This window comes from Kribbella sp. NPDC051952 (genome assembly GCF_040680855.1).
GTDB lineage: Bacteria > Actinomycetota > Actinomycetes > Propionibacteriales > Kribbellaceae > Kribbella.
This window is the reverse complement of sequence record NZ_JBFAXQ010000018.1, coordinates 140,780-164,949: the sequence shown is the minus strand read 5'-3', so window position 1 is coordinate 164,949 and position 24,170 is coordinate 140,780. Positions and strand designations below refer to the sequence as shown.

Annotated in this window: 23 protein-coding genes and 1 pseudogene; 10 read left to right on the top strand and 14 right to left on the bottom strand. The window is 67.6% G+C overall.

Annotated features, from left to right (window positions below; all coding sequences use genetic code 11):
* Positions 1-191: 191 nt before the first annotated feature.
* The 3 genes from AB0L70_RS29510 to AB0L70_RS29500 all read left to right on the top strand — a co-directional run bounded on the left by AB0L70_RS29510 (position 192) and on the right by AB0L70_RS29500 (position 3,169).
* Positions 192-1,364, top strand: coding sequence for a 5-(carboxyamino)imidazole ribonucleotide synthase (locus AB0L70_RS29510; RefSeq protein ID WP_363689836.1), 1,173 nt, complete (start codon positions 192-194; stop codon positions 1,362-1,364).
* 23 nt (positions 1,365-1,387) lie between these two features.
* Positions 1,388-1,873 carry a 5-(carboxyamino)imidazole ribonucleotide mutase gene (gene purE, locus AB0L70_RS29505; protein ID WP_363689875.1) on the top strand — a complete coding sequence of 162 codons (486 nt, stop codon included), beginning with the start codon at positions 1,388-1,390 and terminating at the stop codon, positions 1,871-1,873.
* 75 nt (positions 1,874-1,948) lie between these two features.
* Positions 1,949-3,169, top strand: coding sequence for an MFS transporter (locus AB0L70_RS29500; RefSeq protein ID WP_363689834.1), 1,221 nt, complete (start codon positions 1,949-1,951; stop codon positions 3,167-3,169).
* Between the two features lie 14 nt (positions 3,170-3,183).
* Here AB0L70_RS29500 and AB0L70_RS29495 read toward each other — a convergent pair whose 3' ends face one another.
* A complete protein-coding gene (locus AB0L70_RS29495; RefSeq protein WP_363689832.1) occupies positions 3,184-4,521 on the bottom strand; it encodes a UDP-glucose/GDP-mannose dehydrogenase family protein in 1,338 nt (445 codons plus the stop codon).
* A 135-nt stretch (positions 4,522-4,656) separates the two neighbouring features.
* Between AB0L70_RS29495 and AB0L70_RS29490 the strand changes: the two genes are divergently transcribed.
* A complete protein-coding gene (locus AB0L70_RS29490) occupies positions 4,657-5,820 on the top strand; it encodes an acyl-CoA dehydrogenase family protein (protein ID WP_363689830.1) in 1,164 nt (387 codons plus the stop codon).
* Between the two features lie 147 nt (positions 5,821-5,967).
* Here the strand turns inward: AB0L70_RS29490 and AB0L70_RS29485 are convergent, their stop codons facing one another.
* Positions 5,968-6,636 (bottom strand): helix-turn-helix domain-containing protein, encoded by a 669-nt coding sequence (locus AB0L70_RS29485; protein ID WP_363689828.1) that lies wholly within the window; start codon positions 6,634-6,636, stop codon positions 5,968-5,970.
* Positions 6,637-6,715: 79 nt separating this feature from the next.
* On the opposite strand from AB0L70_RS29485, the gene AB0L70_RS29480 reads away from it, so the two are divergent.
* A complete protein-coding gene (locus tag AB0L70_RS29480; protein ID WP_363689826.1) occupies positions 6,716-7,471 on the top strand; it encodes a DUF899 family protein in 756 nt (251 codons plus the stop codon).
* Between the two features lie 12 nt (positions 7,472-7,483).
* Here AB0L70_RS29480 and AB0L70_RS29475 read toward each other — a convergent pair whose 3' ends face one another.
* The gene (locus AB0L70_RS29475) at positions 7,484-8,374 is read right to left on the bottom strand and encodes a hypothetical protein (RefSeq protein WP_363689824.1); all 891 of its coding nucleotides are present in this window, start codon (positions 8,372-8,374) and stop codon (positions 7,484-7,486) included.
* A gap of 84 nt (positions 8,375-8,458) precedes the next feature.
* Here AB0L70_RS29475 and AB0L70_RS29470 point away from each other — a divergent pair, with 84 nt between their 5' ends.
* Positions 8,459-9,088 (top strand): Type 1 glutamine amidotransferase-like domain-containing protein, encoded by a 630-nt coding sequence (locus AB0L70_RS29470; RefSeq protein ID WP_363689822.1) that lies wholly within the window; start codon positions 8,459-8,461, stop codon positions 9,086-9,088.
* Positions 9,089-9,101: 13 nt separating this feature from the next.
* Here AB0L70_RS29470 and AB0L70_RS29465 read toward each other — a convergent pair whose 3' ends face one another.
* The 3 genes from AB0L70_RS29465 to AB0L70_RS29455 form a co-directional block, all read right to left on the bottom strand.
* Complete coding sequence (locus tag AB0L70_RS29465) at positions 9,102-9,569, bottom strand: hypothetical protein (RefSeq protein WP_363689820.1); 468 nt, start codon at positions 9,567-9,569, stop codon at positions 9,102-9,104.
* Entirely contained in the window at positions 9,569-10,132 is a 564-nt protein-coding gene (locus AB0L70_RS29460; RefSeq protein ID WP_363689818.1) for a TetR family transcriptional regulator, read from the bottom strand. The genes AB0L70_RS29465 and AB0L70_RS29460 overlap by 1 nt, the downstream gene beginning before the upstream one ends.
* Before the next feature lie 94 nt (positions 10,133-10,226).
* Positions 10,227-11,066: a deoxyribonuclease IV gene (locus tag AB0L70_RS29455; RefSeq protein ID WP_363689816.1), complete on the bottom strand. Its 840-nt coding sequence runs from the start codon at positions 11,064-11,066 to the stop codon at positions 10,227-10,229.
* A 63-nt stretch (positions 11,067-11,129) separates the two neighbouring features.
* Here AB0L70_RS29455 and AB0L70_RS29450 point away from each other — a divergent pair, with 63 nt between their 5' ends.
* Together AB0L70_RS29450 and AB0L70_RS29445 are read left to right on the top strand one after the other, a co-directional pair.
* Positions 11,130-11,705, top strand: a complete 576-nt coding sequence (locus tag AB0L70_RS29450) for a TetR/AcrR family transcriptional regulator (RefSeq protein WP_363689814.1) — start codon at positions 11,130-11,132, stop codon at positions 11,703-11,705.
* Positions 11,706-11,753: 48 nt separating this feature from the next.
* On the top strand, positions 11,754-15,236 hold the full coding sequence (locus AB0L70_RS29445; protein ID WP_363689812.1) for a multifunctional oxoglutarate decarboxylase/oxoglutarate dehydrogenase thiamine pyrophosphate-binding subunit/dihydrolipoyllysine-residue succinyltransferase subunit: 3,483 nt from the start codon (positions 11,754-11,756) through the stop codon (positions 15,234-15,236).
* A gap of 133 nt (positions 15,237-15,369) precedes the next feature.
* Here the strand turns inward: AB0L70_RS29445 and AB0L70_RS29440 are convergent, their stop codons facing one another.
* A complete protein-coding gene (locus tag AB0L70_RS29440; RefSeq protein ID WP_363689810.1) occupies positions 15,370-16,578 on the bottom strand; it encodes an MFS transporter in 1,209 nt (402 codons plus the stop codon).
* Positions 16,579-16,726: 148 nt separating this feature from the next.
* Between AB0L70_RS29440 and AB0L70_RS29435 the strand changes: the two genes are divergently transcribed.
* The gene (locus tag AB0L70_RS29435) at positions 16,727-17,299 is read left to right on the top strand and encodes a TetR/AcrR family transcriptional regulator (RefSeq protein WP_363689808.1); all 573 of its coding nucleotides are present in this window, start codon (positions 16,727-16,729) and stop codon (positions 17,297-17,299) included.
* Here the strand turns inward: AB0L70_RS29435 and AB0L70_RS29430 are convergent.
* Genes AB0L70_RS29430 through AB0L70_RS29420 form a run of 3 tightly spaced genes read right to left on the bottom strand, consistent with a single transcriptional unit; the run spans position 17,271 to position 19,360 of the window.
* Positions 17,271-18,197 (bottom strand): aldo/keto reductase, encoded by a 927-nt coding sequence (locus AB0L70_RS29430; RefSeq protein WP_363689806.1) that lies wholly within the window; start codon positions 18,195-18,197, stop codon positions 17,271-17,273. The genes AB0L70_RS29435 and AB0L70_RS29430 overlap by 29 nt on opposite strands.
* Positions 18,198-18,233: 36 nt before the next feature.
* Entirely contained in the window at positions 18,234-18,866 is a 633-nt protein-coding gene (locus AB0L70_RS29425; RefSeq protein WP_363689804.1) for a hypothetical protein, read from the bottom strand.
* The gene (locus AB0L70_RS29420) at positions 18,863-19,360 is read right to left on the bottom strand and encodes a SigE family RNA polymerase sigma factor (protein WP_363689802.1); all 498 of its coding nucleotides are present in this window, start codon (positions 19,358-19,360) and stop codon (positions 18,863-18,865) included. The genes AB0L70_RS29425 and AB0L70_RS29420 overlap by 4 nt, the downstream gene beginning before the upstream one ends.
* 147 nt (positions 19,361-19,507) lie before the next feature.
* Here AB0L70_RS29420 and AB0L70_RS29415 point away from each other — a divergent pair, with 147 nt between their 5' ends.
* On the top strand, positions 19,508-20,416 hold the full coding sequence (locus AB0L70_RS29415; RefSeq protein WP_363689877.1) for a hypothetical protein: 909 nt from the start codon (positions 19,508-19,510) through the stop codon (positions 20,414-20,416).
* Between the two features lie 96 nt (positions 20,417-20,512).
* On the opposite strand, the pseudogene AB0L70_RS29410 reads toward AB0L70_RS29415, so the two are convergent.
* The 4 genes and pseudogenes from AB0L70_RS29410 to AB0L70_RS29395 form a co-directional block, all read right to left on the bottom strand.
* Positions 20,513-21,106: pseudogene (locus AB0L70_RS29410) on the bottom strand (MBL fold metallo-hydrolase); the annotation flags it as partial.
* 22 nt (positions 21,107-21,128) lie between these two features.
* Positions 21,129-21,794, bottom strand: a complete 666-nt coding sequence (locus tag AB0L70_RS29405) for a DsbA family protein (RefSeq protein WP_363689800.1) — start codon at positions 21,792-21,794, stop codon at positions 21,129-21,131.
* The gene (locus AB0L70_RS29400) at positions 21,791-22,270 is read right to left on the bottom strand and encodes a pyridoxamine 5'-phosphate oxidase (protein WP_363689797.1); all 480 of its coding nucleotides are present in this window, start codon (positions 22,268-22,270) and stop codon (positions 21,791-21,793) included. The genes AB0L70_RS29405 and AB0L70_RS29400 overlap by 4 nt, the downstream gene beginning before the upstream one ends.
* A 42-nt stretch (positions 22,271-22,312) precedes the next feature.
* Entirely contained in the window at positions 22,313-24,169 is a 1,857-nt protein-coding gene (locus tag AB0L70_RS29395; protein WP_363689795.1) for a hypothetical protein, read from the bottom strand.
* Between the last annotated feature and the right edge of the window lies 1 nt (position 24,170).

Genomic DNA, 24,170 nt, shown 5'->3' with positions numbered 1-24,170 from the left:
GGGCACTTTCTGTGATCACACCGCAACGGGAGGGCAGCTCCCCACGGTACCCGCCGACCGGGCCGACCCTGAAATCCCGCGTGCGTCCTGACGCGATGAGCTGTCCGGTCCAATACCGACGCGATGAGCTGTCTGATCCAATACTGTGGCCGCCGTACGTCCGGTGATGTATGGACATTAGGCTCACGTCCGTGAAGTTCGCTCGTAACGATCTCCCCGTCGGGACACCGGTCGTCGGCATGGTCGGCGGTGGTCAGCTGGCCCGGATGACGCAGGAAACCGCGATCGCGCTCGGCATCCAGCTCCGCGTCCTGGCCGAAGGCCCGACCGTGTCCGCGGCCCAGGCGGTCGCCGACGCCCCGGTGGGCGACTACAAGGACCCCGAGACGGTACGCCGGTTCGCCGCCGAGTGTGACGTGGTCACCTTCGACCACGAGCACGTCCCGACCGATCTCCTGCACGCGCTCGAAGCCGACGGGATCAAGGTCTTCCCGGGTCCCGACGCGCTGGTCCACGCTCAGGACAAGGCGGTCATGCGCCAGCGCCTCGACACGTTCGACGCGCCCGCACCGGCCCATCAGGTGGTCGAGACCGCCGCCGACGTCGCCGACTTCGCCAAGCGGGTCGGCGGGTTCCCGATCATCCTCAAGACCACCCGCGGTGGGTACGACGGCAAGGGTGTCTGGTTCGTGGACGGGCCGGACGACGCGCAGATCGCCACCGCGTTCGGTTCCGGCGTACCGATCCTGGCTGAGGAGAAGGTCGACTTCGTCCGCGAGCTGTCCGCGATCGTGGCCCGGTCGCCGCACGGCCAGGCGGTCGCGTACCCGATTGTCGAGTCGGTCCAGGAGAACGGGATCTGTGTCGAGGTCACCGCACCCGCTCCCGGCCTGGACCCGGACAAAGCGTCCCTGGCCCAGCAGACCGCCCTGCGGATCGCCGGCGAGCTCGGCGTGGTCGGCATCCTCGCGGTCGAGATGTTCGAGGCCCGGGACGGGCGACTGCTCGTCAACGAGCTCGCGATGCGCCCGCACAACACCGGTCACTGGTCGATCGACGGCGCGGTCACCTCGCAGTTCGAGAACCACCTCCGCGCTGTCCTCGATCTGCCGCTCGGATCGCCGGCCGCGCGAGCGCCGTACACGGTGATGGTGAACGTGCTTGGCGGCGACGTCGACGATATGCACCGCGGGCTGCTGCACTGCATGGCCCGCGATCCCGGGCTGAAGGTCCACTTCTACGGGAAGTCGGTCAAGCCGGGTCGCAAGGTCGGCCACGTCACGGCGTACGGCGACGACCTCGAGAAGACCCGTGAACGAGCGCGGCACGCGGCCGCCTATCTGACCGGCACCATCGACGAATAGGAAGCACAGTGATTGGCATCGTGATGGGGTCGGACAGCGACTGGCCGACGATGAAGGCCGCGGCCGAGGTGTGTGACGAATTCGACGTGCCCTTTGAGGCAGACGTCATCTCCGCGCACCGGATGCCGGTCGAGATGATCGATTACGGACGGTCAGCACACGAGCGGGGCCTGAAGGTGCTGATCGCCGGCGCCGGTGGGGCCGCGCACCTGCCGGGCATGCTCGCGGCGGTGACTCCGCTGCCGGTGATCGGCGTACCGGTGCCGTTGAAGTATCTGGACGGAATGGACTCGCTGCTGTCGATCGTGCAGATGCCGGCCGGGGTTCCGGTGGCGACGGTGTCGATCGGCAACGCCCGGAACGCGGGCCTGCTCGCGGTCCGGATCCTGGCCGCTTCCGACGAGAAGCTGCGGGACCGGATGATCGCTTTCCAGGAGGGTCTGGCCGACCTCGCCCGGGCCAAAGGCGCCACTGTGCGTGATGGGGCTGAAGATATCCGTAAAGGCTGAGCCGACGGCAGTTTTCCACAGGCTGGCAGAGGGTATTCGTCAGGTCCCATCACTTGTCGTCTAAGGTCGTCGATCGTGACTCCGCCCACTGATTCGGATACACAGCGCATCCCGGTCCGGTATTGGATCTGGCTGTTCGGTGCTGCCGTTTCGCTGCTGGGTGACCTGACCATGACGTTCGCGATCGGATGGTCGGCCAGCCGGCACGGTGGTGGTGTCGCCGGACTGGTCCTGCTGCTGGCCGCGGCTCCGCGTGCCGCCCTGCTGCTGGTCGGCGGAGCGGTCGGCGATCGGTTCGGTGCACCCCGCGTTCTGCTCGCCAGTTGTATGGCGATGTTCGTCGTGACCGCGGCCCTCGTGCCGGCCTCGCTGCACGTGGGCGAGCCGGTGTGGCTGCTCGTCGTACTGGCGCTCGTCGTCGGTGTGATCGACGCGTTCTTCCTGCCGTCGTCGCGGTCCATGCCACGCCTGCTCGTCCCGGCGAACCAGGTACCGCGGGCCCTGGCCAGCTTCCAGGTCACCGGCGTCGTGTTCGCCGTCACCGGTACGGCGGTCGGCGGCGTGCTGGTGAACTGGGCCGGGCTCAAGGCCGCGGCCGGCTTCGACGCGCTGACGTTCGGCGTGATGATCGTCGTACTGATTCTGCTGCGGAACACGATCGCACCGCCCGGGCGGATGCCGACCGGGATGATCCGGTCGATCGTGGCCGGGATCAAGGTCGCGTTCGGCCGTCCGCTCACGCGGGCGTTGCTGATCACGATGACTGTCGCCGCCGGTCTGCTGATGCCGCTGGACGCGTTGCTGTTCCCGCTGCTCGCTCGGTCGCACGGATGGGACGCCGCGACCGCGGGTCTGCTCGTCGCGAGCCGGAGTCTGGGCGTGGGGGTGATCGCGCTGCGCATCCTGATGCGTGGCGCCTTTCCACGGCCGGGCATCTTCGCCGCCGTCGGCCTCCTGGTCGCGGCGGTCGGTCTGTTCGGGCTCTCTGTCCTGGATCCGCTGCCGCTGGCCTTTGCGGCCGGCATGCTGAGCGGGATCGGCGTGGGGACGTTCACCGGTCACGTGCTGCCGCTGCTGATGAACTCGGTCGAGCGCGAGTACCAGTCCCGCCTGCAGTCCGTCGTCGTGCTGTGTCAGAGCCTGGCGCTCGTGGTGATGAACCCGGTGCTCGGCGGTCTCGCGGATGTGAACGGGGTCGGCATCACCGGTGTCTGCCTCGGCATCTCGGTCGCCGCGGCAGCCACCGGTCTCGTCGTACTGACCCGCCCGGTGTTGCGGGCGGCGACCGTCTCCTAGGGCTCTTAAGGCTCTTAGGGTTTGCCGGGGGCCCGGTAGGTCCAGCCCGCGGCGCGCCACGCGTCGGCGTCGAGCCGGAGGCGGGCGTCGATGATCACCGGATCGACGACGGCGCCCCGGAGCGCGACCGGGTCGAGCTCGCGGAACTCCGGCCACTCGGTCAGGTGCAGTACGGCGTGTGCACCCTCGCAGGCCTCGACCGCCGAGGCGGCGTAGCGCAGCGTCGGGCGGACCCGGCGGGCGTTCTCCATCGCCTCCGGGTCGTAGACCGAGACGTTCGCGCCGTGCAGCTGGATCCGGCCGGCCACGTCGAGGGCGGGCGAGTCGCGGACATCGTCCGTACCGGCCTTGAACGCGGCACCGAGGACGGTGACGTTCTTGCCGACCCACTCGCCGCCGAGCATCTTGTGGGTGATGTCGACGATCCCGGCACGACGGCGCTGGTTGATGTCGTCGACCTCGCGCAGGAACGTGATGACCTCTTCGACGCCGAGCTCACCGGCCCGGTGCATGAATGCGCGCAGGTCCTTCGGCAGGCAACCGCCGCCGTAGCCCGGGCCGGCGTTCAGCATGCCGCGACCGATCCGCTTGTCGTACCCGAGCGCGTCGGCCAGCTGGGTGACGTCGGCACCGGTCGCGTCGGCCATCTCCGCGAGTGCGTTGATGAACGAGATCTTCGTGGCCAGGAAGGCGTTCGCGCCGCCCTTCACCAGCTCCGCGGTCGGCAGGTTGCAGACGACTACCGGCGTACCCTCGCTGATCGGGGTGGCGAAGACCTCCCGCAGCCGGGTCTCGGCGGCGTCGGACTGGACGCCGAACACGAGCCGGTCCGGGTGCAGCGTGTCGTCCACGCCGTGCGCCTCGCGGAGGAACTCCGGCTGCCAGGCGATCTCGACGCCGGCGCCCGCCGGGGCCTCGGTGTGGAAGCGGCTCTCGACCTTCTTAGACGTACCGACCGGGACGGTGGAGCGGCCCACCACGAGGGTCGGCCGGGTCAGCAGCGGGGCGAGCATGTCGACGACCGAATTCACCTGGGACAGGTCGGCCGCTTCGCTGCTCTCGTGCTGCGGGGTGCCCACGCAGATGAAGTGCACGTCGGCCCAGTCGGCGATCTGGTGGTAGTCCTTGGTGAACCGCAGCCGGCCGGAGTCCACGTGCTTCTTCAGCAACGGGTCCAGCCCAGGTTCGTACAGCGGGGCCTTGCCGTCGTTCAGCAGCTTCAGCCGGTGCTCGTCGATCTCGACGCCGATCACGTCGAAACCGAATTCGGCCATCCCCGCAGCGGTGTTCGCACCCAGGTAGTTGGTGCCGATCACGGCGATCCGCAGCGGGCGGGAGGTCGCTTCACTCATGTCGTGGACTCTACCCATCGTGGTTATCAGCCGGTGACCGGCGTGTGGCCACCGGTATTCCAGGCCGTGCGGAGTTGGTCACTTTCGGCGTACGACGTCCTCCGTTCGCGGATTGTTCGTCGTACTGTGTGACTCGTGAGTAACTCATTCGACCTGTACGCGCTGTCCGAGGAGCACCAGGCGATCCGGGAAGCGGTTCGCGCCGTCTGTGACGCCAAGGTCGCCCCGCACGCCGGTGACGTGGACGAGCTGGCCGAGTTCCCGAAGGCGTCGTACGACGCGCTGAAGGCGTCGGACTTCCACGCGCCGCACATCCCGGAGGAGTACGGCGGCGCCGGGGCGGACGCGCTCGCGACCGTCATCGTGATCGAGGAGGTCGCCCGGGCCTGCGCCTCGACCTCGCTGATTCCGGCCGTGAACAAGCTCGGCTCGCTGCCGCTGCTGCTGTCCGCATCGGACGAGGTCAAGCAGCGCTACCTGCCGCCGGTCGCGTCGGGTGACGCGATGTTCTCGTACTGCCTGTCCGAGCCCGAGGCCGGTTCGGACGCCGTCTCGATGAAGACGCGGGCGGTGCTCGACGGTTCGGATTACGTGCTGAACGGCGTGAAGCGCTGGATCACCAACGCCGGGGTCTCGGACTACTACACGGTGTTCGCGGTGACCGATCCGGACGCGCGGTCCCGCGGGATCTCGGCGTTCGTGGTGGAGAAGTCGGACGACGGGGTTTCCTTCGGCGCACCGGAGAAGAAGCTCGGCATCAAGGGTTCGCCGACGCGCGAGGTGTACTTCGACAACGTCCGGATCCCCGCCGACCGGATGATCGGTGCCGCGGGCACCGGCTTCGCTACGGCGATGGCGACGCTCGACCACACCCGGGTCACGATCGCGGCGCAGGCGCTGGGGATCGCTCAGGGCGCGCTGGACTACGCGCTCGGATACGTGCAGGAGCGCAAGCAGTTCGGCAAGGCGATCGCGGAGTTCCAGGGCCTGCAGTTCATGCTCGCCGACATGGGCATGAAGATCGAAGCCGCCCGGCAACTCACGTACGCCGCCGCCGCGCGATCCGAACGCGGCGACAAGGACCTCACCTACTTCGGCGCCGCCGCCAAGTGCTTCGCCTCCGACGTAGCCATGGCCGTCACCACCGACGCCGTCCAACTCCTAGGCGGCTACGGCTACACCCACGACTACCCCGTAGAACGCATGATGCGAGACGCCAAAATCACCCAAATCTACGAAGGCACCAACCAGGTCCAACGCATAGTCATGGCCCGCCAACTGTTGAAGGGCCTGAGCTAAAGCTCCATCCACGGGTGCTCGCCATTTGTCACGCGGTCTCGCCTACGTCGAGCGGCGCTTGTGGGGACGATTTTGTACCCGAATCGGGGCAAGATCCTCCCCGCAGTCGAGCGGCGGAGGACCTCGCGGCGGTTCGGTGGGTGGATCTCACCGTGGATCTGTGGCGGGTGGGACGTGGACGCTCGACAGGAGGCGGCGTACGACGTCGGCATCGCCGGTGATGACGGCGTCGGCCGCGACGAGACCGGGCACGTCGTCGTCGCCGAATGCGGCGAGGAGAGCTTCGGTCGTGGTGACCAGGACGGCGTCCGGCTGCTCCGGCGGCTCGTGTGCGACTGCGGCACCGGACGATGTGAGGTGGGCGGTGAAGGTTCCGGCGGGGCCGTGGTCGCGTAGGTCTATTTGGAGGGTTTGGGCGGGCTGGTCGGGCGTTGGGACGTAGTACGTGCGGATGGTGAGCATGGCGCTGTCTGCGCTTACGAAGATCTGCTCCGGGGTTGGGGGAGCGGCCAGCGCCCAGGTGCCGAGTGCGACGACGATGGGCTCTAGGTCGTGCCCCCACGTGGTGAGCTCGTAGACCCGTGTATTGCCTGGCGGAGGCAGCTGGCGACGACGCAGTACGCCGGCGTCGGCCAGCTCGCGTAGCCGGTCGGACAGTGCGTTCGGGCTGGCGCCCGGGAGGGCTTGCTGGAGGTCGGTGAATCGCTTCGGCCCGAGCAACAGTTCGCGCACCACGAGCAGGGACCACCGCTCACCGACGATGTCGAGGCCGCGCGCCACGCCGCAGGCCTGCCGATAGCCCCGCTGGACCGGCATGGAACCACCTCCGTGTAGTACTTGCTCGATCATAGCAGTCACTATTAGCCTCATAGTTACCTGACCCGAGGAGGAACCTGTGCCCACGCCGGCGGTACCCCAGCTCACCGACCGCGAGACCTGGCAGCAGCAGCTCGACGAGCTGCTGCTCCGCGAGAAGGCGCACACCCGGGAGGGTGACGCCATCGCCGCGGCCCGTCGGCGGTTGCCGATGGTCGAGGTCGACCCGGCCACCCATCTGATCGGTGCCGACGGCCCAGTGCCGCTGCTCGACGTCTTCGAGGGGAGGACCCAGCTGTTCGCGTCGTACCACATGTGGCACACGGGCAGCCCGGCCGCCGAGCAGTGCGAGGGCTGCACGTTCTTCACCGGGCAGGTGCTCGAGCAGTCCTATCTGCACTCGCGCGACGTCACGTTCGCGGTCTTCTGTCAGGGGCCGTTCGAGGAGTCGTCGCGCTACCGCGACTTCATGGGCTGGCAAGCGCCCTGGTACTCCGTGCCCGCGGAGTCGCTCGATCCCCTCGTCGCCGGTCGCGCGTTCGGGATGAAGGCGTGCTACCTGCGCGAGGGCGACCGGGTGTTCGAGACCTACTGGACCACCGGACGGGGCGTTGAGGCGATGGCGCCGTCGTACGGCGTGCTCGACATGACCATCTACGGTCGCCAGGAGGGCTGGGAGGACTCACCGGAAGGGTGGCCCCAGCGCTTCCGGACCGACGGAGACCAGTTCCGGCTCGACGGGCGGCCCACCTCGCAGTGGTCACGCCTCGCCGCCGGCAGGGACGACAACCTGGGCTCCATCGCACCCGGCAGCGCCGAGCACCACTGCCACTGAGACTCGCCAGCTTTACTCGCCGTTGAGAGGCGTGGTGGGGACTCGCCAGCGGAAGTACACGTTTTCCTTGAGCGGGGCTGGGACCTTGCCGAGGCCCTGGATAACCGTGGTCGCGCCGGTGGCGTGGCCTACGGCGTACAAGTAGCCGCTGTCGGTGTCCTTGTCGATGCCTAGCAGGACCGTGCCGTACTGCCCGCACTCCTGGGCGATCATGGTCTCGAAGCCCTGCCACGTAGTACTACGAACCTTCTTGACGACGGGCTTCATCGCGGCGGTGGTCGGGATGTGGATCGTGTACAGCGCACCGCCGCGCGTGTTGGCGAGGAACGTGTCGTAGGTCTTGGTCTGGCTGATCAGCACCATCGACTTGACCGCGGAGAATCCGGGCGCGGAAGCCTTGCTGCCCCAGACGTTCTTGGCGACGGTCCAGCGGAACAGGGTGCCGTCGCTGCGAAGCCCGTAGGTGTTCCATCGCGTGATCCCGGCGTCCTTCGGGCCCTGGTACTGAGATGACTCCACCGCGACGAACGCTCCCCAACCGCCGCCGACCAGTCTCCCGGGCTTGCCGTCGTGGGTGGTGTTCCCGTCGTACGACGTCTGGTACAGCGAGTCGCCGACGAGCACGAAGCCGCCCTCGACGATCACTCCGACGAACTCGTCCGCCTGCCAGGTGAACGTGCTGCTGGTCCGCACCTGCCCGGGTGCGTAGACGCCGGCCGCCACCAGGTTGTTCGGGCCGGCAGTCGGCGGAACCGTCGTGGTGACCGACTGGGACCAATGATCACCACCGGCGGTGACCGATCCCAGCGACATCCCGCAGGCCGCACTCTCCGCCGCAACCGCCGTACCAGGAACCAGGCTTCCCGCCACGAGCACAGCCGCCGTACCGATGATCTTCAACATCGCGGACCTCCCCTTTACCCGCAGAGATGCCGCGCGGAGGCCTTAAGTTACAACCTCTTCGAGGTCGTGGTATTTCTGACCCACATGGAGAACCGTCAGCGCTTGTTCCTGGGGTCCGCGCGGCTCGGAGCTTTGCCGGAATGGATGGCGTCGGGGCCCGATCCGGTGCGGCGGGCGGTGTTGATTCCGACGGCGGCAAATCCGTTGCCGGAGGCGCCTTGGGTCGATGCGACCGAGCGGCTGCTGACCGGTGAAGGCATCCAGGTCGACCGTCTCGATCTGGAGCAGGCCGAAGCGGACGACGTACGCCGGGCACTCGAGCCGGCCGATCTCGTCTTCGTGGCCGGAGGATATCCGTTGTTCCTGCTCGACCACGTCAACCGCACTGGCTTCGATCGCCATGTCCCGCCCGCGGTCCGCAGCGGCCGACTCGCGTACGTCGGCATCTCCGCCGGCGCGGCACTCGCCGCGCCGGACCTCTCGTACTTCCGTCTGCCCGATGCCGCCATCGATCCGGGCGACCCAGGCGTCACCGAGTCGACCGTCGGCCTCGCGCTGGCGCCCTTCCTGGTCATGGCCCACCGCAACAACGGCCGAGCCGAACGCCAGGACCGCCAGATCGCCGAGTACGGCGCCGACAACTACGTCTCGATCAACGACGACCAGGCCGTCGTCTTCACGGGCGACAACTGGCAGATCATCCACTCGCACTGAGGTTGGCAGCTGCCTACCCGGCAGCAGCGATGAAGCCGGTGACGGCGGCGGCCAGGAACAGGGAGTGCAGGATCATGTGCTCGAGATTCGGGCGGGGACGGTCACCGATTCGCGGGAGCACGATGATGGTGTGCGCATAGGTCCGCGCGTGCAGCTCGGCCCAGCTGGTCCCGGCGCCGGCCGTTGCCCAAGGCACCGTCACGCCGACGAGATACGGCAACCACCACAGCGCCAGACCGCCGAGTGCGGCAACCGCCTCCGCACCGGCGCCGGCGTAGACCGGCCAGACCTGGTCCAGCAACCCACCGAGAACGAGCAACACCGCCGGGACCAGGAGCAGCGGGACGTTGACGAGGACTTCGGTACGACGTTCGCGGGGACTGGCCGCGGTCACGTTGTTCAATGGTCGCAGGTCGACCAGGGTGGTGGTGACGAAGTAGGCGAGCGCGACAAGAACCAGCGCGATCGAGACGATGAGCATCATTCCTCCTCGGTGAAGCGAGCGGCGATACCGTCGAGGAAGGTCTCGACGGCGAGGTCGAACCAGTGGTCGTAGTACTCGCGCGGAGCGACCGGCGGGTTCGGAGCGTCGCCGAACTCGGCCAGGGCCAGGCCGATCACCAGCACGCCGAGCGACGACGTGATCAGCAGGGCGTCCTGCTCGTCGAGCCGCAGCGGGGCGAAGGCCTGGGTGATCAGCGGGATCGTCGGTTCGTACGTCGAAGCCGACAGGTTGGTAGTGGCAACGATGGCTGCCGCGCCCGGGTGCTCGCGAAGCGTGGCTCGGATCCGCCGGGCCAGCTCCCCGAGCAGCTCGCGCCAGCCGTCGCCGGTCAATGCCTCGACAGTGCGGAGCCAGAGGGTGTCGGCGATGAGCTGGTGCAGCTGCTCCTTGCCGCTGATGTGGTTGTAGAGCGAGGCCGGCTTGACCTGGAGCCGGTCCGCGACCGCACGCATCGACAGTCCACCGGCGCCCTGCTCGTCGAGCAGTTCCAGGCCGGCGCCCAGCAATTGCTCCCGATCGATCCTCGGCGGTCGTGACACGGTGAACTCCTCAGAGACGGATTAACTACGACTGTTAGTTAACCTAAACTAACGCCGTTAGTTAATCAACCTCTGGAGGGATCTCGTTCTTCGGTCAGGCGATGCAGAAGGTCGTACGGAGGTCCTTGAGGAGGGTGACGTCGCGGGCGTGGGTCGGGGTCTCTACGAGTAGAGGGACTCCTTGTAGGCCTGGCGTTGATAACAGTGCCTTGGGGGCGGCTAGGCCGATCGTGCCGAGGCCGATTGATTCGTGGCGGTCGCGATGGGAGCCGATCGGATCGCGGCTGTCGTTGACGTGGATCAGGCCGATCCGGTCCGGGCCGAGAGCGGCGGTGATCTTGTCGACCGCGCGGGCGATCGCCGCTGGATCGGTCATGTCCTCGCCGGCGGCATGCAGGTGGCACGTGTCCAGGCACAGCCCGATCCGCTCGTCGTCCAGCGCGAGCATGTACTGGATGCTGCTGTCGATCGTGGATGCGATTGCCTCGCCGGCACCGGAGGTGGGCTCGATCAGCAGTCGCACACCCGGCGCGGCCCGGTCGACGATCGGTGCGACCAGATCGTGCAGTCCCGCGAGCACCGCCGTACGACGTCCTCTGGCGACCAGTGATCCGGCGTGAACCACGACCGCCTCCGCGCCGATCGCGGCCGCCCGCTGGAAGGTGGAATCGAGCGCGGCCAACGATCGAGTCAGGACCAGCTCCGAGGGTGAGCCGAGATTGATCAAATGGGCCGCGTGGACCACCACGGGAAGCTCCAGCTCGGCGCAGGCCGCCCTGAACGCCTCATCGCCCGCCGGGTCGGGCGCCCGCTGCGCCCAGCTGCGCGGATTGCCCGCGAACAGCTGAATGATCTCGGCGCCCGCCTCGACCGCCTCACCCAAACCGCTCTTCACCAGACCGCCGGCAACCGCGACATGTGAACCGATCAGCATCCCACCACGGCCTCCCAGGGCTATTTATTGACTCCAGGGTACACAAGTGCCTACCGTGGAGGTATGGCGATGGGCAGGCCGATGAAGTTCGAGGCCGAGGAGGTTGTCGACAAGGCGCTGGAGGTGTTCTGGCGGCAGGGTTTCGCCGCGACCACCCCGCAGAACCTGGTCGACGAGCTCGGCATCGGTAAAGGCAGCCTCTACAACACCTTCAAGAGCAAGCACCACCTGTTCGAGCTGGCGCTGCGCCGGTACAGCGCGAAGCGTGTCGCCGCGTTGGCCGAAGGGCTCGAGGGACCGGAGCCGGTCTTGCCCAGGCTGCGCGAGGCGATGCGGACGTTGGCGGGTATCGGCGACCATCGGTTCGGCTGTCTGATTGTCAACTCCGTGGCCGAGCTCGGCAGTGCCGATGAGAGCGTCGCTGCCGTCGCCAAGGACTTGTTCGACCAGATCGAGGCAGCCTTCCGATCCGCGATCGAACGCGGGCAGGCGAGCGGAGAGATCACTTCCGTCCGCCCGGCCGGCGACTCGGCCGGCGCGCTGCTGGCTGCCGTGATCGGCGCCAGCGTGCTGGCCAAGAGCGGCAGTGACCCGGCCGACCTCAACCGGACCCTCGACGCAGCCCTCCAGGCCAGCTGAGCCGGGTCCTTTCACTCACCACAGTTCAACGAAAGCAGGAGATCGACAGTGTCGATCAGCGTCACAGGGTCAGTAGCCAACAGCAACGAATCGCCAGAAGACCCCGAACAGGTACGGTCGCAGCCCGTCGCGCGCACGACCTCGGTCCCACCGAAACCCGCGCCAGTTCCGGCCGACACCCCGCCCGCGCCACCACCAGGTGCCCAGGGCAACGAATCCCACGACACCGTCGTACCCCTGCGTGGGGTGGCGAAGTCGCTGGTCGCGAACATGGAAAGCAGCCTCGGCGTGCCGACGGCGACCAGCGTTCGCACGATCGCGGCGAAGCTGATGATCGACAATCGGATCGTCATCAACAACCACCTGCGGAAGGCCCGTGGCGGCAAGGTCAGCTACACCCACCTGATCGGCTGGGCCATGGTCCAGGCCCTCAAGGACCTGCCGGGCCTCAACACCTACTACCGCGAGGTCGACGACCGGCCCGTCGCGGTGACACCGGCGCACGTGAACCTCGGTATCGCCGTCGACCTGGTCAAGCCCGACGGGACCCGGACCCTCGTCGTACCGAACCTCAAACGCGCCGACACGTTGGGATTCTGGGAGTACCTGCAGGCCTACGAAGAGGTGGTCGCCAAGGCTCGGACGAATCGGCTGACCGTCGACGACTTCGCCGGTACGACGATCTCGCTCACCAATCCTGGGGCGATCGGAACCGTGCACTCGATGCCGCGGCTGATGACCGGCCAGGGGTGTGTCGTCGGGGCGGGCGCGCTGGAGGTGCCCGCGGAGTACCAGGGCATGAGTGACGCCGCCCGCGCCGAACTGGCGATCGGTGCGACGGTCACGCTGACCAGCACCTATGACCATCGCGTCATCCAGGGCGCCGCCTCCGGTGAGTTCCTGCGCCGGATCGGCCACCTGCTGACCGGCGGTGACGGCTTCTACGAGGACATCTTCGCCGCCTTGAGGATTCCGTACGCGCCGATCCAGTGGGCCCGCGACATCCACGTCGACGAAGCGAGCGCGGTCGACAAGACCGCTCGGGTCCAGGCGCTGATCAACGCCTTCCGGGTCCGCGGCCACCTGATGGCCGACACCGATCCGCTGGAGTACGTACAGCGATCCCACCCCGACCTCGAACTGGCCAGCCACGGACTGACCTTCTGGGATCTCGACCGTGAGTTCGTCACCGGCGACTTCGGCGGAACCCAACGCAGGATGCTGCTCCGCGACATCCTCGGTGTACTGCGCGACGCCTACTGCCGCACTGTCGGCGTCGAGTACATGCACATCCAGGATCCCGAGCAACGGCGTTGGTTCCAAGAGCGACTCGAACGCCCGTACGCGAAGCCGAGTCACGATCAGCAGCTGCGGATCCTGGGAAAGCTCAACGAGGCCGAGGCATTCGAGACCTTCCTGCAGACCAAGTACATCGGCCAGACCCGGTTCAGCCTCGAGGGCGGCGAGTCCGCGATCGCGCTGCTCGACGCACTCCTGGCCGGCGCAGCCGACGCGGGGCTGGACGGTGCCGCGATCGCGATGGCTCACCGCGGCAGGCTGAACGTACTGACCAACATCGCCGGGAAGACCTACGCCCAGGTCTTCCGCGAGTTCCAAGGCACCGACGACACCGACGGCTCCGGTGACGTCAAGTACCACCTCGGTACCGAGGGCAGCTACCGCGGCGCCAATGGCGAACAGCTACCGGTTTATCTCGCGGCGAACCCGTCCCACCTGGATGCGGTCGACGGCGTACTGCTGGGCATCGTTCGTGGCAAGCAGGACCGCCGCGGACCCGGGACGTTCGACACGTTGCCGATCATCATCCACGGCGACGCCGCGATGGCCGGACAAGGAGTCGTTGCCGAGACGGTGCAGATGTCGCGGCTACGCGGCTACTCGACCGGCGGCACGGTTCGGATCAACCTCAACAACCAGGTCGGTTTCACGACTTTGCCGACCGAGGCGCGCAGCTCGGTCTACTCCACCGACGTGACCAAGTCGATCCAGTCGCCGGTGTTCCACGTCAACGGCGACGACCCCGAGGCGGTCGTCCGCGTCGCCGAACTCGCGTTCGCCTATCGCCGGCAGTTCGGCCGCGACGTCGTCATCGACCTGGTCTGCTACCGGCGCCGCGGGCACAACGAGGCCGACGACCCATCGATGACGCAACCCCAGATGTACAACCTGATCGAGGCCAAGCGCAGTGTCCGTACGCTCTACCTCGAAGCGCTCGTCGGACGCGGGGACATCAGCCGTGCGGAGTACGAGCAGGCCGACCGGGACTTCCACGACCGACTCGAACGCGCCTTCACCGAGACCCGCGATCCAGCCGATGCGACCAGTCTTCGGGCGCCTCAAGCCGACGTACCGCAAGTAATGGTTCCAAACGTTGCGGTGGAGACGATCCACGTCATCGGCGACGCGTTCGTCAACCCGCCCGCCGGCTTCACGGTTCACCCCAAGCTCGAGCAGCTCCTCACCAAGCGCCTCGAGATGAGCCGGTCCGGCGGCATCGATTGGGCCTTCGCCGAACTGCTTGCCTTCGGCTCCCTCCTGCTCGTCGGCACACCGGTACGCCTGGCCGGGCAGGACTCACGTCGCGGAACGTTCGTCCAGCGTCACGCCGTACTGCACGACCGGACCAACGGCCAGGAATGGCTGCCGCTGACCAACCTCGGCGACGGTCAGGCCAGATTCTCCAGCTACGACTCGCTGCTCAGCGAGTACGCCGCAATGGGCTTCGAGTACGGGTACTCCGTCGAACGCCCCGACGCGCTGGTGTTGTGGGAGGCGCAGTTCGGCGACTTCGTCAACGGCGCGCAGATCGTCGTCGACGAGTTCCTCTCCTCGGCCGAGCAGAAGTGGAACCAGCGATCCTCGCTCGTCCTGCTGCTCCCGCACGGGTACGAAGGCCGCGGTCCCGACCACTCTTCCGCGCGGATCGAACGGTTCCTGCAATTGTGTGCCGAGGGCAACCTGACGGTCGCACAGCCCTCGACCCCAGCGTCCTACTTCCATCTGCTCCGTCGGCAGGCTCAGGCCGGATCGTCCACACCGCTGATCGTCTTCACGCCGAAGTCGATGCTGCGCACCCGTGGTGCGACCAGCTCGCTCGAGGCCCTCACCAGCGGCGGATTCGAACCCGTCATCGATGACACCCGGGTCCCCGACAAGTCCGCTGTACAACGGGTTCTGGTGGTTTCCGGGAAGCTGTACTACGAACTCCGGCACGAACTGGAGAAGAGCAAGGACGCCGCTGTGGCGCTCGTACGGCTCGAGCAGTACTACCCACTGCCGGATCGCGAACTGCGTGCCGTACTGGACTCCTACCCCAACGCCGACTGCTTCTGGGTCCAGGACGAACCTCGCAACCAAGGCGCCTGGAACTTCCTGCTGGCCGAGCTCAACCCGCTGCTCACCAGGCCCTTGCAGGTGATCTCCCGCCCGCGCTCAGCGGCACCGGCCACCGGCTCCGGCAAGAGGCACGCGCAGGAGCAGGCCGCGCTGATCGCGCAGGCGCTGCGCTAACCCAAGCAGCCTCGGCCGCAACAGGCGGTCGAGGCCGCCCGGACTGTGTCGGTCCGGGCAGACGGGCCCCTCCTCGAGCCCGTCACCCGGTCTCCTCGCCGCGCGGACTCGCGGCGAGGAGACCACCCTTAACTCAGGCCTTTCGGCGCAGCAACTGCGACGCGGCCCAGATGCCGAGGCCGATCAGTGCGAAGACCACGCCGAGGATCGCGACGCCGCTCCAGCCGGCGTGTTCGTACAGCGTTCCTGACAGAGCCGACCCGATCGCGCCGCCGAAGAAGACGCTGCCGATGAAGACGGTGTTGAGCCGCGAGCGTGCGTCCGGCCGGAGCGCATAGATCTCCTGCTGGCTGAGTACCAGGTTCCCCTGAACCGCAAGATCGAGAAGCACTCCCGCGAGGGCCAGCACGATCAGGTTGTGTACGCCGAAGCCGGCGATGCCCATGGCAACAGCTCCCAACGCGAAGACGATCCCGGTCGCCGGTCCGCCGAGGCCACGATCCCCGATCCGGCCCGCGATCGGTGCCGCGCCGGCCCCGGCCGCGCCGACGAGCGCGAAGATCGCGATCTGGGTCTGCGAGAGGTGGTGGTCCTTGATCAGCTCGTACGTCACCGAGGTCCAGAACGCGGAGAACGTCCCGAACATGAGCGCCTGCATGATCGCGCGCCGCCGCAGCGCCGGCTCCTCGCGGATGAGGTGCCAGATGGAGATCATCAGACTGCTGTAGCTGCCCGTGTGGTCAGGCCTCCGCCTGGGAAGCGTGAGCGCCAGCACCACGGACATGATCACCATCAGTACGGCGGACGCGAGGTAGACCGAGCGCCAGCCCCACAGATCGGCGAGGAAGCTCGAGACGCTGCGCGCGAGCATGATGCCGAGCAGCAGTCCGCTCATCACCTGTCCGACGTACCGGCCGCCTTGTCCCGCGGGTGCGAGATGGGCCGCGAGCGGTACGACGATCTGGGCGACCACCGAGGTGAAGCCGAGGATCGCCGAGAACACCAGGAAGAGTGGCAGGTTCGTGGCAAATCCGGCGACGGCTGACGCGACGGCCGTCACGATCAGCACCCTCGAGGCGAGGGCGCGGTTCTCGATCAGGTCGCCGAGCGGCATCAGCACGATGATCCCGGCGGCGTAGCCGAGCTGGGTCACGGTCACCACGATCGAGGCGGTGCTGTCGGTGACGGCGAAGGTCTGTGCGATCAGATCCAGCAGTGGCTGTGAATAGAAGATGTTGGCGATCGACACACCGGAGGCCGCGGCGAGGATGAAAGTCAGCGTGCGGAGCCTCCGCGTACTGATCCCCGGATCCACTGTGGTCGATTGGCTCTGAGAGCTCATGGCGATGTCCCTGTTCCCTACCGTTCGAGCGGCTGCTCGCGTACGGCGTGCACGCGAGCCTGAGAGCGGGTGTCGACTGAGAATGGTCATTCTCACCGCGGCAACTACTATAGAGAAGGCTCATTCTCATCGCGAACGGAGGGGCGACATGTCGACGGCGGAGTCCATGCGTGGACAGTTGCTCGATGCCGTGGAGCAGGTGTTCTACGCGCGTGGGATCCAGGCGGCGAACATGAGTGAGCTCAGAGCGGCCGCCGGCCTTCCGCTGCGGCGGATCTACCAACTGTTCCCGAGCAAGGACGAGCTGATCGTCGCCTTCCTCCGGCGGCGGCACGATCGCATGATGCTCGCGATCGAGGAGCGGGTCGACGCGGCCGGCTCACCCGAGGAGCGGGTGCTGGCGATCTTCACCCATCTCGACGGGTGGTTCCACGAGCCGTCGTTCCGCGGCTGCCCGTGGACGAACGCCTACAGCGAGCTGGGTCCCACGAACGCCGCCGTCGCGGCCGAGGTCGATCATCACGAGCTCGAGCTCCGGGCTCTGGTCACCCGGATCGTTCTCGACGCGGGATACAGCCCGGAGATCGCAGACGTGATCTATCTCTTGGTGGCCGGATCGGTGACCACCGCCGGCGTCCAGCACTCGCTTGATGCGGCGCAGGAGGCCCGGGTCGGCGTACGGATGCTGCTCGCTACGGGAGGGTGTGGCCTGCCGCGGTGAACAGGCGGTACCACTCCTCGCGGGTGAGGGTGATGGTGGCGCCGGCGGCGGATTCGCGGACCCGGTCCGGGTTGGTGGTGCCGATGACGACCTGCATCTGGGCCGGGTGGCGCGCGATCCAGGCGATCGCGATCGCGGTCGGGGTGGTGTTGTGGGCCTGGGCGATTTCGTCCAGTGCGGTGTTGAGGTCGGGGTAGTTCTCGCGGTCGCCGAGGAAGACGCCGCCCGGTGGGGGCTTCTGGAGCGAACCCCAGGTCTGGATGGTGATGTCGTTCAGGCGGCTGTAGTCGAGTACGCCGAGGTCGCGGTCGGCGGACTGGTCGAGGCCGGTGATGTTGGCGGCAAGTCCTTGGCCGACGAGAGCGGCGTTCGCGATGCTGAACTGCATCTGGTTGACGACGAGCGGCTGCCGGACCGACCTGGCCAGGAGCTCGATCTGGCCGGGGGTGTGGTTGGAGACGCCGAAGGCCGCGACCTTGCCGTTGGTGTGGAGCTCGTCGAACGCGGCGGCCACCTCGTCCGGCTCGACCAGGGTGTCCGGCCGGTGGATCAGCAGCAGATCGAGGTAGTCGGTCCGCAGCGCGGCGAGCGACTGATCCACGCTGGCCAGGATGTGCTCGCGGGAGGAGTCGAAGAACCCGGCCCGGATGCCGACCTTGGACTGGATCGTGACCTGGTCCCGCTCGGCCGCGGGAACCGGCTGCGCATCGCCGTACCGCTGCTCGCAACCGTGCGATCCGCCGTAGATGTCGGCGTGGTCGAACATCGTTACGCCCGCATCCCGCGCCGCACCGACCAGCGCCCGGATCTCCCCGTCGGTGAGCTGCTTGATCCGCATCAGCCCCAGCACAACCCGCGAAACAACCATCCCGACCCGGCCCAGCTCAACGGTCTCCATGACACCGGTTCTATCAGCCGCGGGGACTGCCGCTGATCACCGCAGGTCGACTTGAAAGAACGTGATCGGGTGCTGACCGGGGAACAGCTTGCCGATCAGCAGGATCGGCCCCGGCCGCAGTCGGTCGTCGCAGCTGGTGACGTCGAGGGTGGCCTCGACGGTCTTCGGGGTCTTCGCGGTCACGGTCAACTCGGCCCGGCCCGCGATCTTTCGCCCCTGCGTCACCTCGAACTGAGTTGTCGGGGCGACCCAGTCTCGACCGCGCGGGTCCGGGGCCGCGAACCGCAGGGTTCCGGTCCAGCCAGTGGCGGTCTTGTGGAAGGTCTGACGCGACAGCGCCAAGCCGTCCAGTCCCGACGGCACGCTCGGCGGGAAGCCCGGCGGGACAACCTGCCCGCACGGGGACAGCGGGAGGCCGGTGGTGCTCGCCGATGGCTGTACGGCGCTTTCTGGACGTGCCGATGGCTCTACGCCGTTTTCTGGAAGTACGGCGTACGCGCCGGCAGCGATCACGGCCGTGGCGGCCAGTCCGGCCAGTCCGGTGCCGGCGAGGCGGCGTCGGCGTTTGCGGCGGATGCGGGGTACCAGGGCGTGCTCGTCGACCTTGACGGTCTCGGTGCCCTCGGCGGCCATGGTCCGGAACAGGTGGCGCAGGTCGTCCGACGTCATCTCATCGTCTCCTCGGGCACGGTGAGCTGGTTCGCGAGCTTGGTCCGGGCGTCGGCCAGATGGCGCTTCACCGTGCCTTCGGCGCACCCGAGCTGCTCCGCGATCTCCAGTACCGAAAGGTCTTCGTAGTACCGCAGCACCACACACGCACGCTGCCTCGGCGACAGCGTGGCCAGCGCCTGCCGCACCTCGTCGGCAACCGTGTGATCCTCGTCGTGGTGTACGCCGGAATCCACCAGCAGATGCCGCTTCGCCCGCCACAACTGCGCCCGCCGCCGCCCGTCGATGAACTGGTTCAGCATCGCGCGCCGTACATATCCCTCGAGCTGCGGCACGTCGGTGGTCACCCGCAGCCGGCTGAACACCCGCAACAACGCCTCCTGCACCAGATCGGCCGCAGCAGCCGATTCCCCCGTCAGCAGGTACGCATAAGCCCGCAACGCCGCCCCGCGCCCAGCCAGCAGCTCCGCAAACCCCTGCTCCCACTCACCCATCGACACCTCCGTCTCACCTACCTAGACGAGCAAGAGCCACTCCACGTTGGGTGTCCGTTCGAACTATCGATGCCTGCGATACTTGGCTGGTCGGAGGCTTGCCTGCTGGAGCGGGGTGGCCAGAGTTTGACGTTCCCTGGGGGTCCGATGCTGGCCAGCCTCTTGCCTGGATTGCGTGACGTACGGACGCCGCTCGCGGTGGGCAGCCTGTGGTTCTTCTCGGCCTGGATGTTCTTCGCCGATCGGTTGACGGATCACCTCCCGTCGGACTCGTCCCTGGTCGCGAATCTTCTCGAGCTGTCTGACTTCTTCGGGACCGGCGCGACCCTCGCGGCCATCTCGTTTGCCGCGTTCCTGCTCGGCTCCGTGGTGACCTTCGATCCCGACAGCCGCCCGGTCCGTGTCGTCGGAACCTGGATAGCGCTCCGGAAGCGTCTTGACGTCTCGATCGAGCTGATGGACTTCCTCGACAAGGAGCTGACCAAGTACGGCCAGCTCCGGAACCATCCGGAGGCCACGTTCGATCAGCTGCTGCCGGCCGACGATCTGCGGGCCCGGCTCCTGGCCGCCAGTCATGAGATGTACAGCGAGTACGACAGACTCGACGCGGAAGCGAGCTTCCGGGTGAACGTACCGCTGCCGATGGTTGCCTTCGCAATCGCCCTCTATGTGACCGGGCCCGACTCCATCTGGCCGAACCGGCTGGCAGCCCTCGCGCTCGCCACCATGGCGGTCGTGATGCTGGCCCAAGGTGTGCACAAGCATCGGCTGTCTCGGGGTGTGCTGATGCGGGCCGTTCTCGCCGGGATCATTGAACATCCCGCCGTCGCCAGGGCACGCCTGTCCTCGGACGAGAGCACGGCTGCGGACCAGCGCGACGATGGCGACGGCGAGGTGCTGCGCAACTATGTACAGCGAACTCTGGCGGAGCTGTCGAGCGCCCACAGCATGAAAGCCGACGCCGACGAGAAGGACGACGCCGCCGTCGCCCGGGAGTGGCGGATCGAGATCAAGACCCTCGAGGACCGACTGCTCGCCGTCTTCGACGCCGACTGAGTCTGCGCCGAGAAGGCTCCACCAGCCGCGGGTGCGCCAGGTGGGTAGGTGGGGGCGTTCGGTGGTGATTGTGGTGTTGGGGCCGTGGCCGGGGTGGATGGTTGTTTCGGGTGGGAGGTCCAGTAGGGCGCTGACCGAGGTGATGATCTTGGTGAAGTCCGACAGCGGCCATTGGGGGCCGGTGAGGCCGGGGCCGCCGGGGAAGAGGGTGTCGCCGGTGAGTAGGTGACCGGGGAGGTGGAGGCTGAGGCTGCCGGGCGTGTGACCGGGGGTGTGGAGTACGTCGACCATGAGCGAGCCGACCGTGATCCGATCAGGGGCCGGATCGTCGAAATGCCCGTCCCACAAGGCGAGGTCGGGTGACGGCCGGGGCGGCGTACCGCGGGCGAGAAGGTCAGCTGTCGCCGTACCCGCGTCCAGGTGTCCGTGCTCGGCGAGGTAGTCGAGTTCGGCGGCCCACACCTCCGTCTCAGCCGGGTGGCCGATGATCGGGGCATCCAGGTCCATTGCCAGCTGGGCGAGCCCGAGCACGTGGTCGGCATGCGCATGGGTGATCACGATGCCGACCACGTCGAGACCGGCAACGGCCGCGGCGATCCGATCCGGTTCGTCGCCGGGATCGACGATCAGGGCCTGCTGCTCGCCGGACGGCTTGACCACCCAGCAGTTCGTGTCCAGGAAGCCGACCACGATCTGCCGGAGCTCGACCGGATCAGACACGCTTCAGCAACCGCTCGGCCCAGCCGGGATCGTTGTCCTGGGCAACGGGATAGCCGGACGCCCACGGCCCTTCCCAGTGCACGGTGATGCCCGGGTTGTGTACGCCGGTCCCGTCCGGCAGGAACAGGTGTGGACTTCCTTGTACGGCGCCCGTCGTGGCGATTGCGTGGTCCGCCATGATCTCCGACCGAGCCCGGCCGTCGTCGAGCGCCTCGGTCAGCGCCTCAGCGTCGACCGACTCGACCGCAGCCGCAACCTCGAGGATGACGTGACGATGTCCGATCGACTTCGACTCCAACCAGAACGCCCGCCGCAGCGCGTAATCCAGATCCTCCGACGCCCGCAAACCCTGCGCTTTAGCCGCATGCACGGCCTCGGCCGCGAGCAGCACCGTCGACGGATAGGTCCAGTCCGGCGCCGTCCACAGCCGGAATCCGGCCTCCGGTTCCAACTGACCGAGCCCAACCGCCTCGCTGTCGGTGCCCGGCCGCGAATGCGGTCCGTTGAACAGTTCCAGCCCGAACGTGCGATGGTCGAGCCGCACCTCGTCGTCCAATCCGAGCTCTGCCCGCGCCCGCCGCAATCGATGAATCGCGACGTACGCGAACGGGCAGAGCAGATCCGACCACACCTGAATCGTCCCGGCCGCGCTCCTCACGACTCCTCCACATGCTCAGCGCCGACAGGGTTTCCGGTGAAATGCTCCGGCTTCACGAAGATCGCCGTACGACGATCTGCGACCATCTCGCGGTCGTACTCCTCGAGGTCCGAATGGTTGCCGCCGGCCGCGTGGTAGATGTCGCGAAGGAGCACCCGCAACTGTTCCGCGTCGATGCCCGGTAGCGCGTCGTCCGGTCCGGCCAACTCGACCGGGCCACTGACACCGATCCACTGCCAGCCGGCCCGGAACACCAGCGTGGCTTGCGGATCCCGCCGGAGGTTGGCGAGCTTCGCCGTGTTGCCCCGGGACACCAGGGCGACGACCGGCTCGCCGGTGAGTGGATGGTCCAGTACGCCGGCATTCACGACCGAGGCGGCCGGTTCGCCGGACCGGCGCCGGGTGATGAGCACGGCCAGCCAGTTGTCCTGCCGGCCGAGCTCGGAGATGCGATCAAGTCCTGCCCGAAGTGCCATACCTCAGGACATTAACGGACCATGGTCCGTTTATCAACGCCGTTAGGGGACTAGGTGCCGAAGCGTCTGCCCGACCCGCGATCGCACCAGCCGGCGCACGGTGGGGTTTCGCCGTACGCGTTGCGTCAGGCGGCTCGTCCGGATCACCGGCGCGGGCGCGGAAGGACGGTGGGAGATGTGCTGGTTGACCTCGGCGAGGTGGTCGTCGAAGACGGCCCGCCACAACAGTTGGCGCAGGGCCACCTCGTCGGCGGCAGTACTGCGGCCGGCCACCGACGACGACCACAGTGAACGGATCGCCTGGTCGTGGAAGTCCGCCGAGGCACTCAGCAGGCTCTTCACGACCTCCCGGTCCGGCACCGCGCCCAACCGCTTCACCTGTGCAGGCAGGGCAGGGGACGAAGACTGCACCGGTTGATAGAACGGGACGTCAACCCACTGCGGCACCAGCTCCCGGATCACCCCCAGGTGCAACGCGTTCTGCAGCCGCTGCGGTGTGGTCAACGCGAACGCACCCCGGACGAACGTCGGCACCAGCAGCGGTGACACGACTCCACTCCGCTCACCCGCCGTACCCCACCGGCGTAAGCGCTCGACCACATAGAAGTGGTCGAGCATCCGGGCGTCCTCGAGCCCACCCTGGATCGCCTCCCGGAAGACGTTCCGGATCTGTTCGGACACCGCCTCCCGGACCACCGGAGCCGGACCGGCCGCCGGCACCAGCCGGGACTGCAGCCGCGCCGTGAACGCCTCGACCTTCACCTCCAGCGGGTTCCGATCCAGCGCCAGCACATCCCGCGGATAGAAGTGCCCGTGCGCGACCTCGCCACCGGCCCCACCGATCGCCAGGTGATCCACTCCGGTCAGATCGCCCGGCGGCCCATGGAACAAGTACGACGACGGCCGCAGCCCCTCGCCGTACCGATGCCACCGCCGGACGCGATCGACCACGGCAGGCAATGCCGGCGGCGGACCGCCTGGTGCCACAGCCCGCGGCCGCGAGACCACATGCTCAACCGCAGAAGGCAATGCGGCCACCAACTCCTCGGCGATAGCAGCCTCCGCGCCGTAGCTGTTCAGTCGTACGTCGACACCCGCAGAGAGGAACGCAGCTGCGACAACCCGCGAGTCCCGCCCCCCACTGAGGTCCACAGTCGGAGTGCCCGGCCACAACCGACCCACCGACCGCGCAACACCACGCAGCGCATCAGCTGTCTCCTCGACATGCCCCAGCGCATCGTGCCCGGACCAGCTCTCGATCCGGGTCACCGTCCGCTGCCCACGCCGCCCATCCATCACGATCCGCGTCGCACCGGGAACTGCCAAGACTCGCTCGTACGGCGTGGTGTCGCCCATGAACCACCCGCACCCAGCCGCATACCGCCACCCTCGAACCCCAGCAATTGCAGGCACATCAGCGAACAGGCACGCAGCGACCGGTCGGTTGCTCCAGACCCAACCGTCCGTGGTCCGCAGCTGGAACAACCGGCCGAGGCCGATCGAATCCGTGAAGAGCTCGAGTCGTTGCGCAGCCGGATCCAGCACGGTCAGTCCGAACGGCGGCGCCAGGTCGAGCAACCGCGCCGGAACGGCGAGGACTGTGCGCGCCAGCGGCCCCACGGCCCGTTCGGGCGCAAGGTCGCCGACAACCCGCTCATAGCCCAGTGGTGCATGCAGACTGGCCACGCAGAGGTCCTGATCGACCTGCCAAGCAGGCCAGTTGCATGCCGGGTGCCGACGGCTCCAGCTGTACAGGCCGACCGTGTTCGCGTCCCGGCCGTTCCGAACGACCTCATCACCCCAGAGGTCGCCGTAGTACGCCTCGACGCGCCTCACACCGGCAGTCGCACGCTCCTCATCGACTCCTCGGTCGAACGCGTACGCGACGATCGTTTCCATG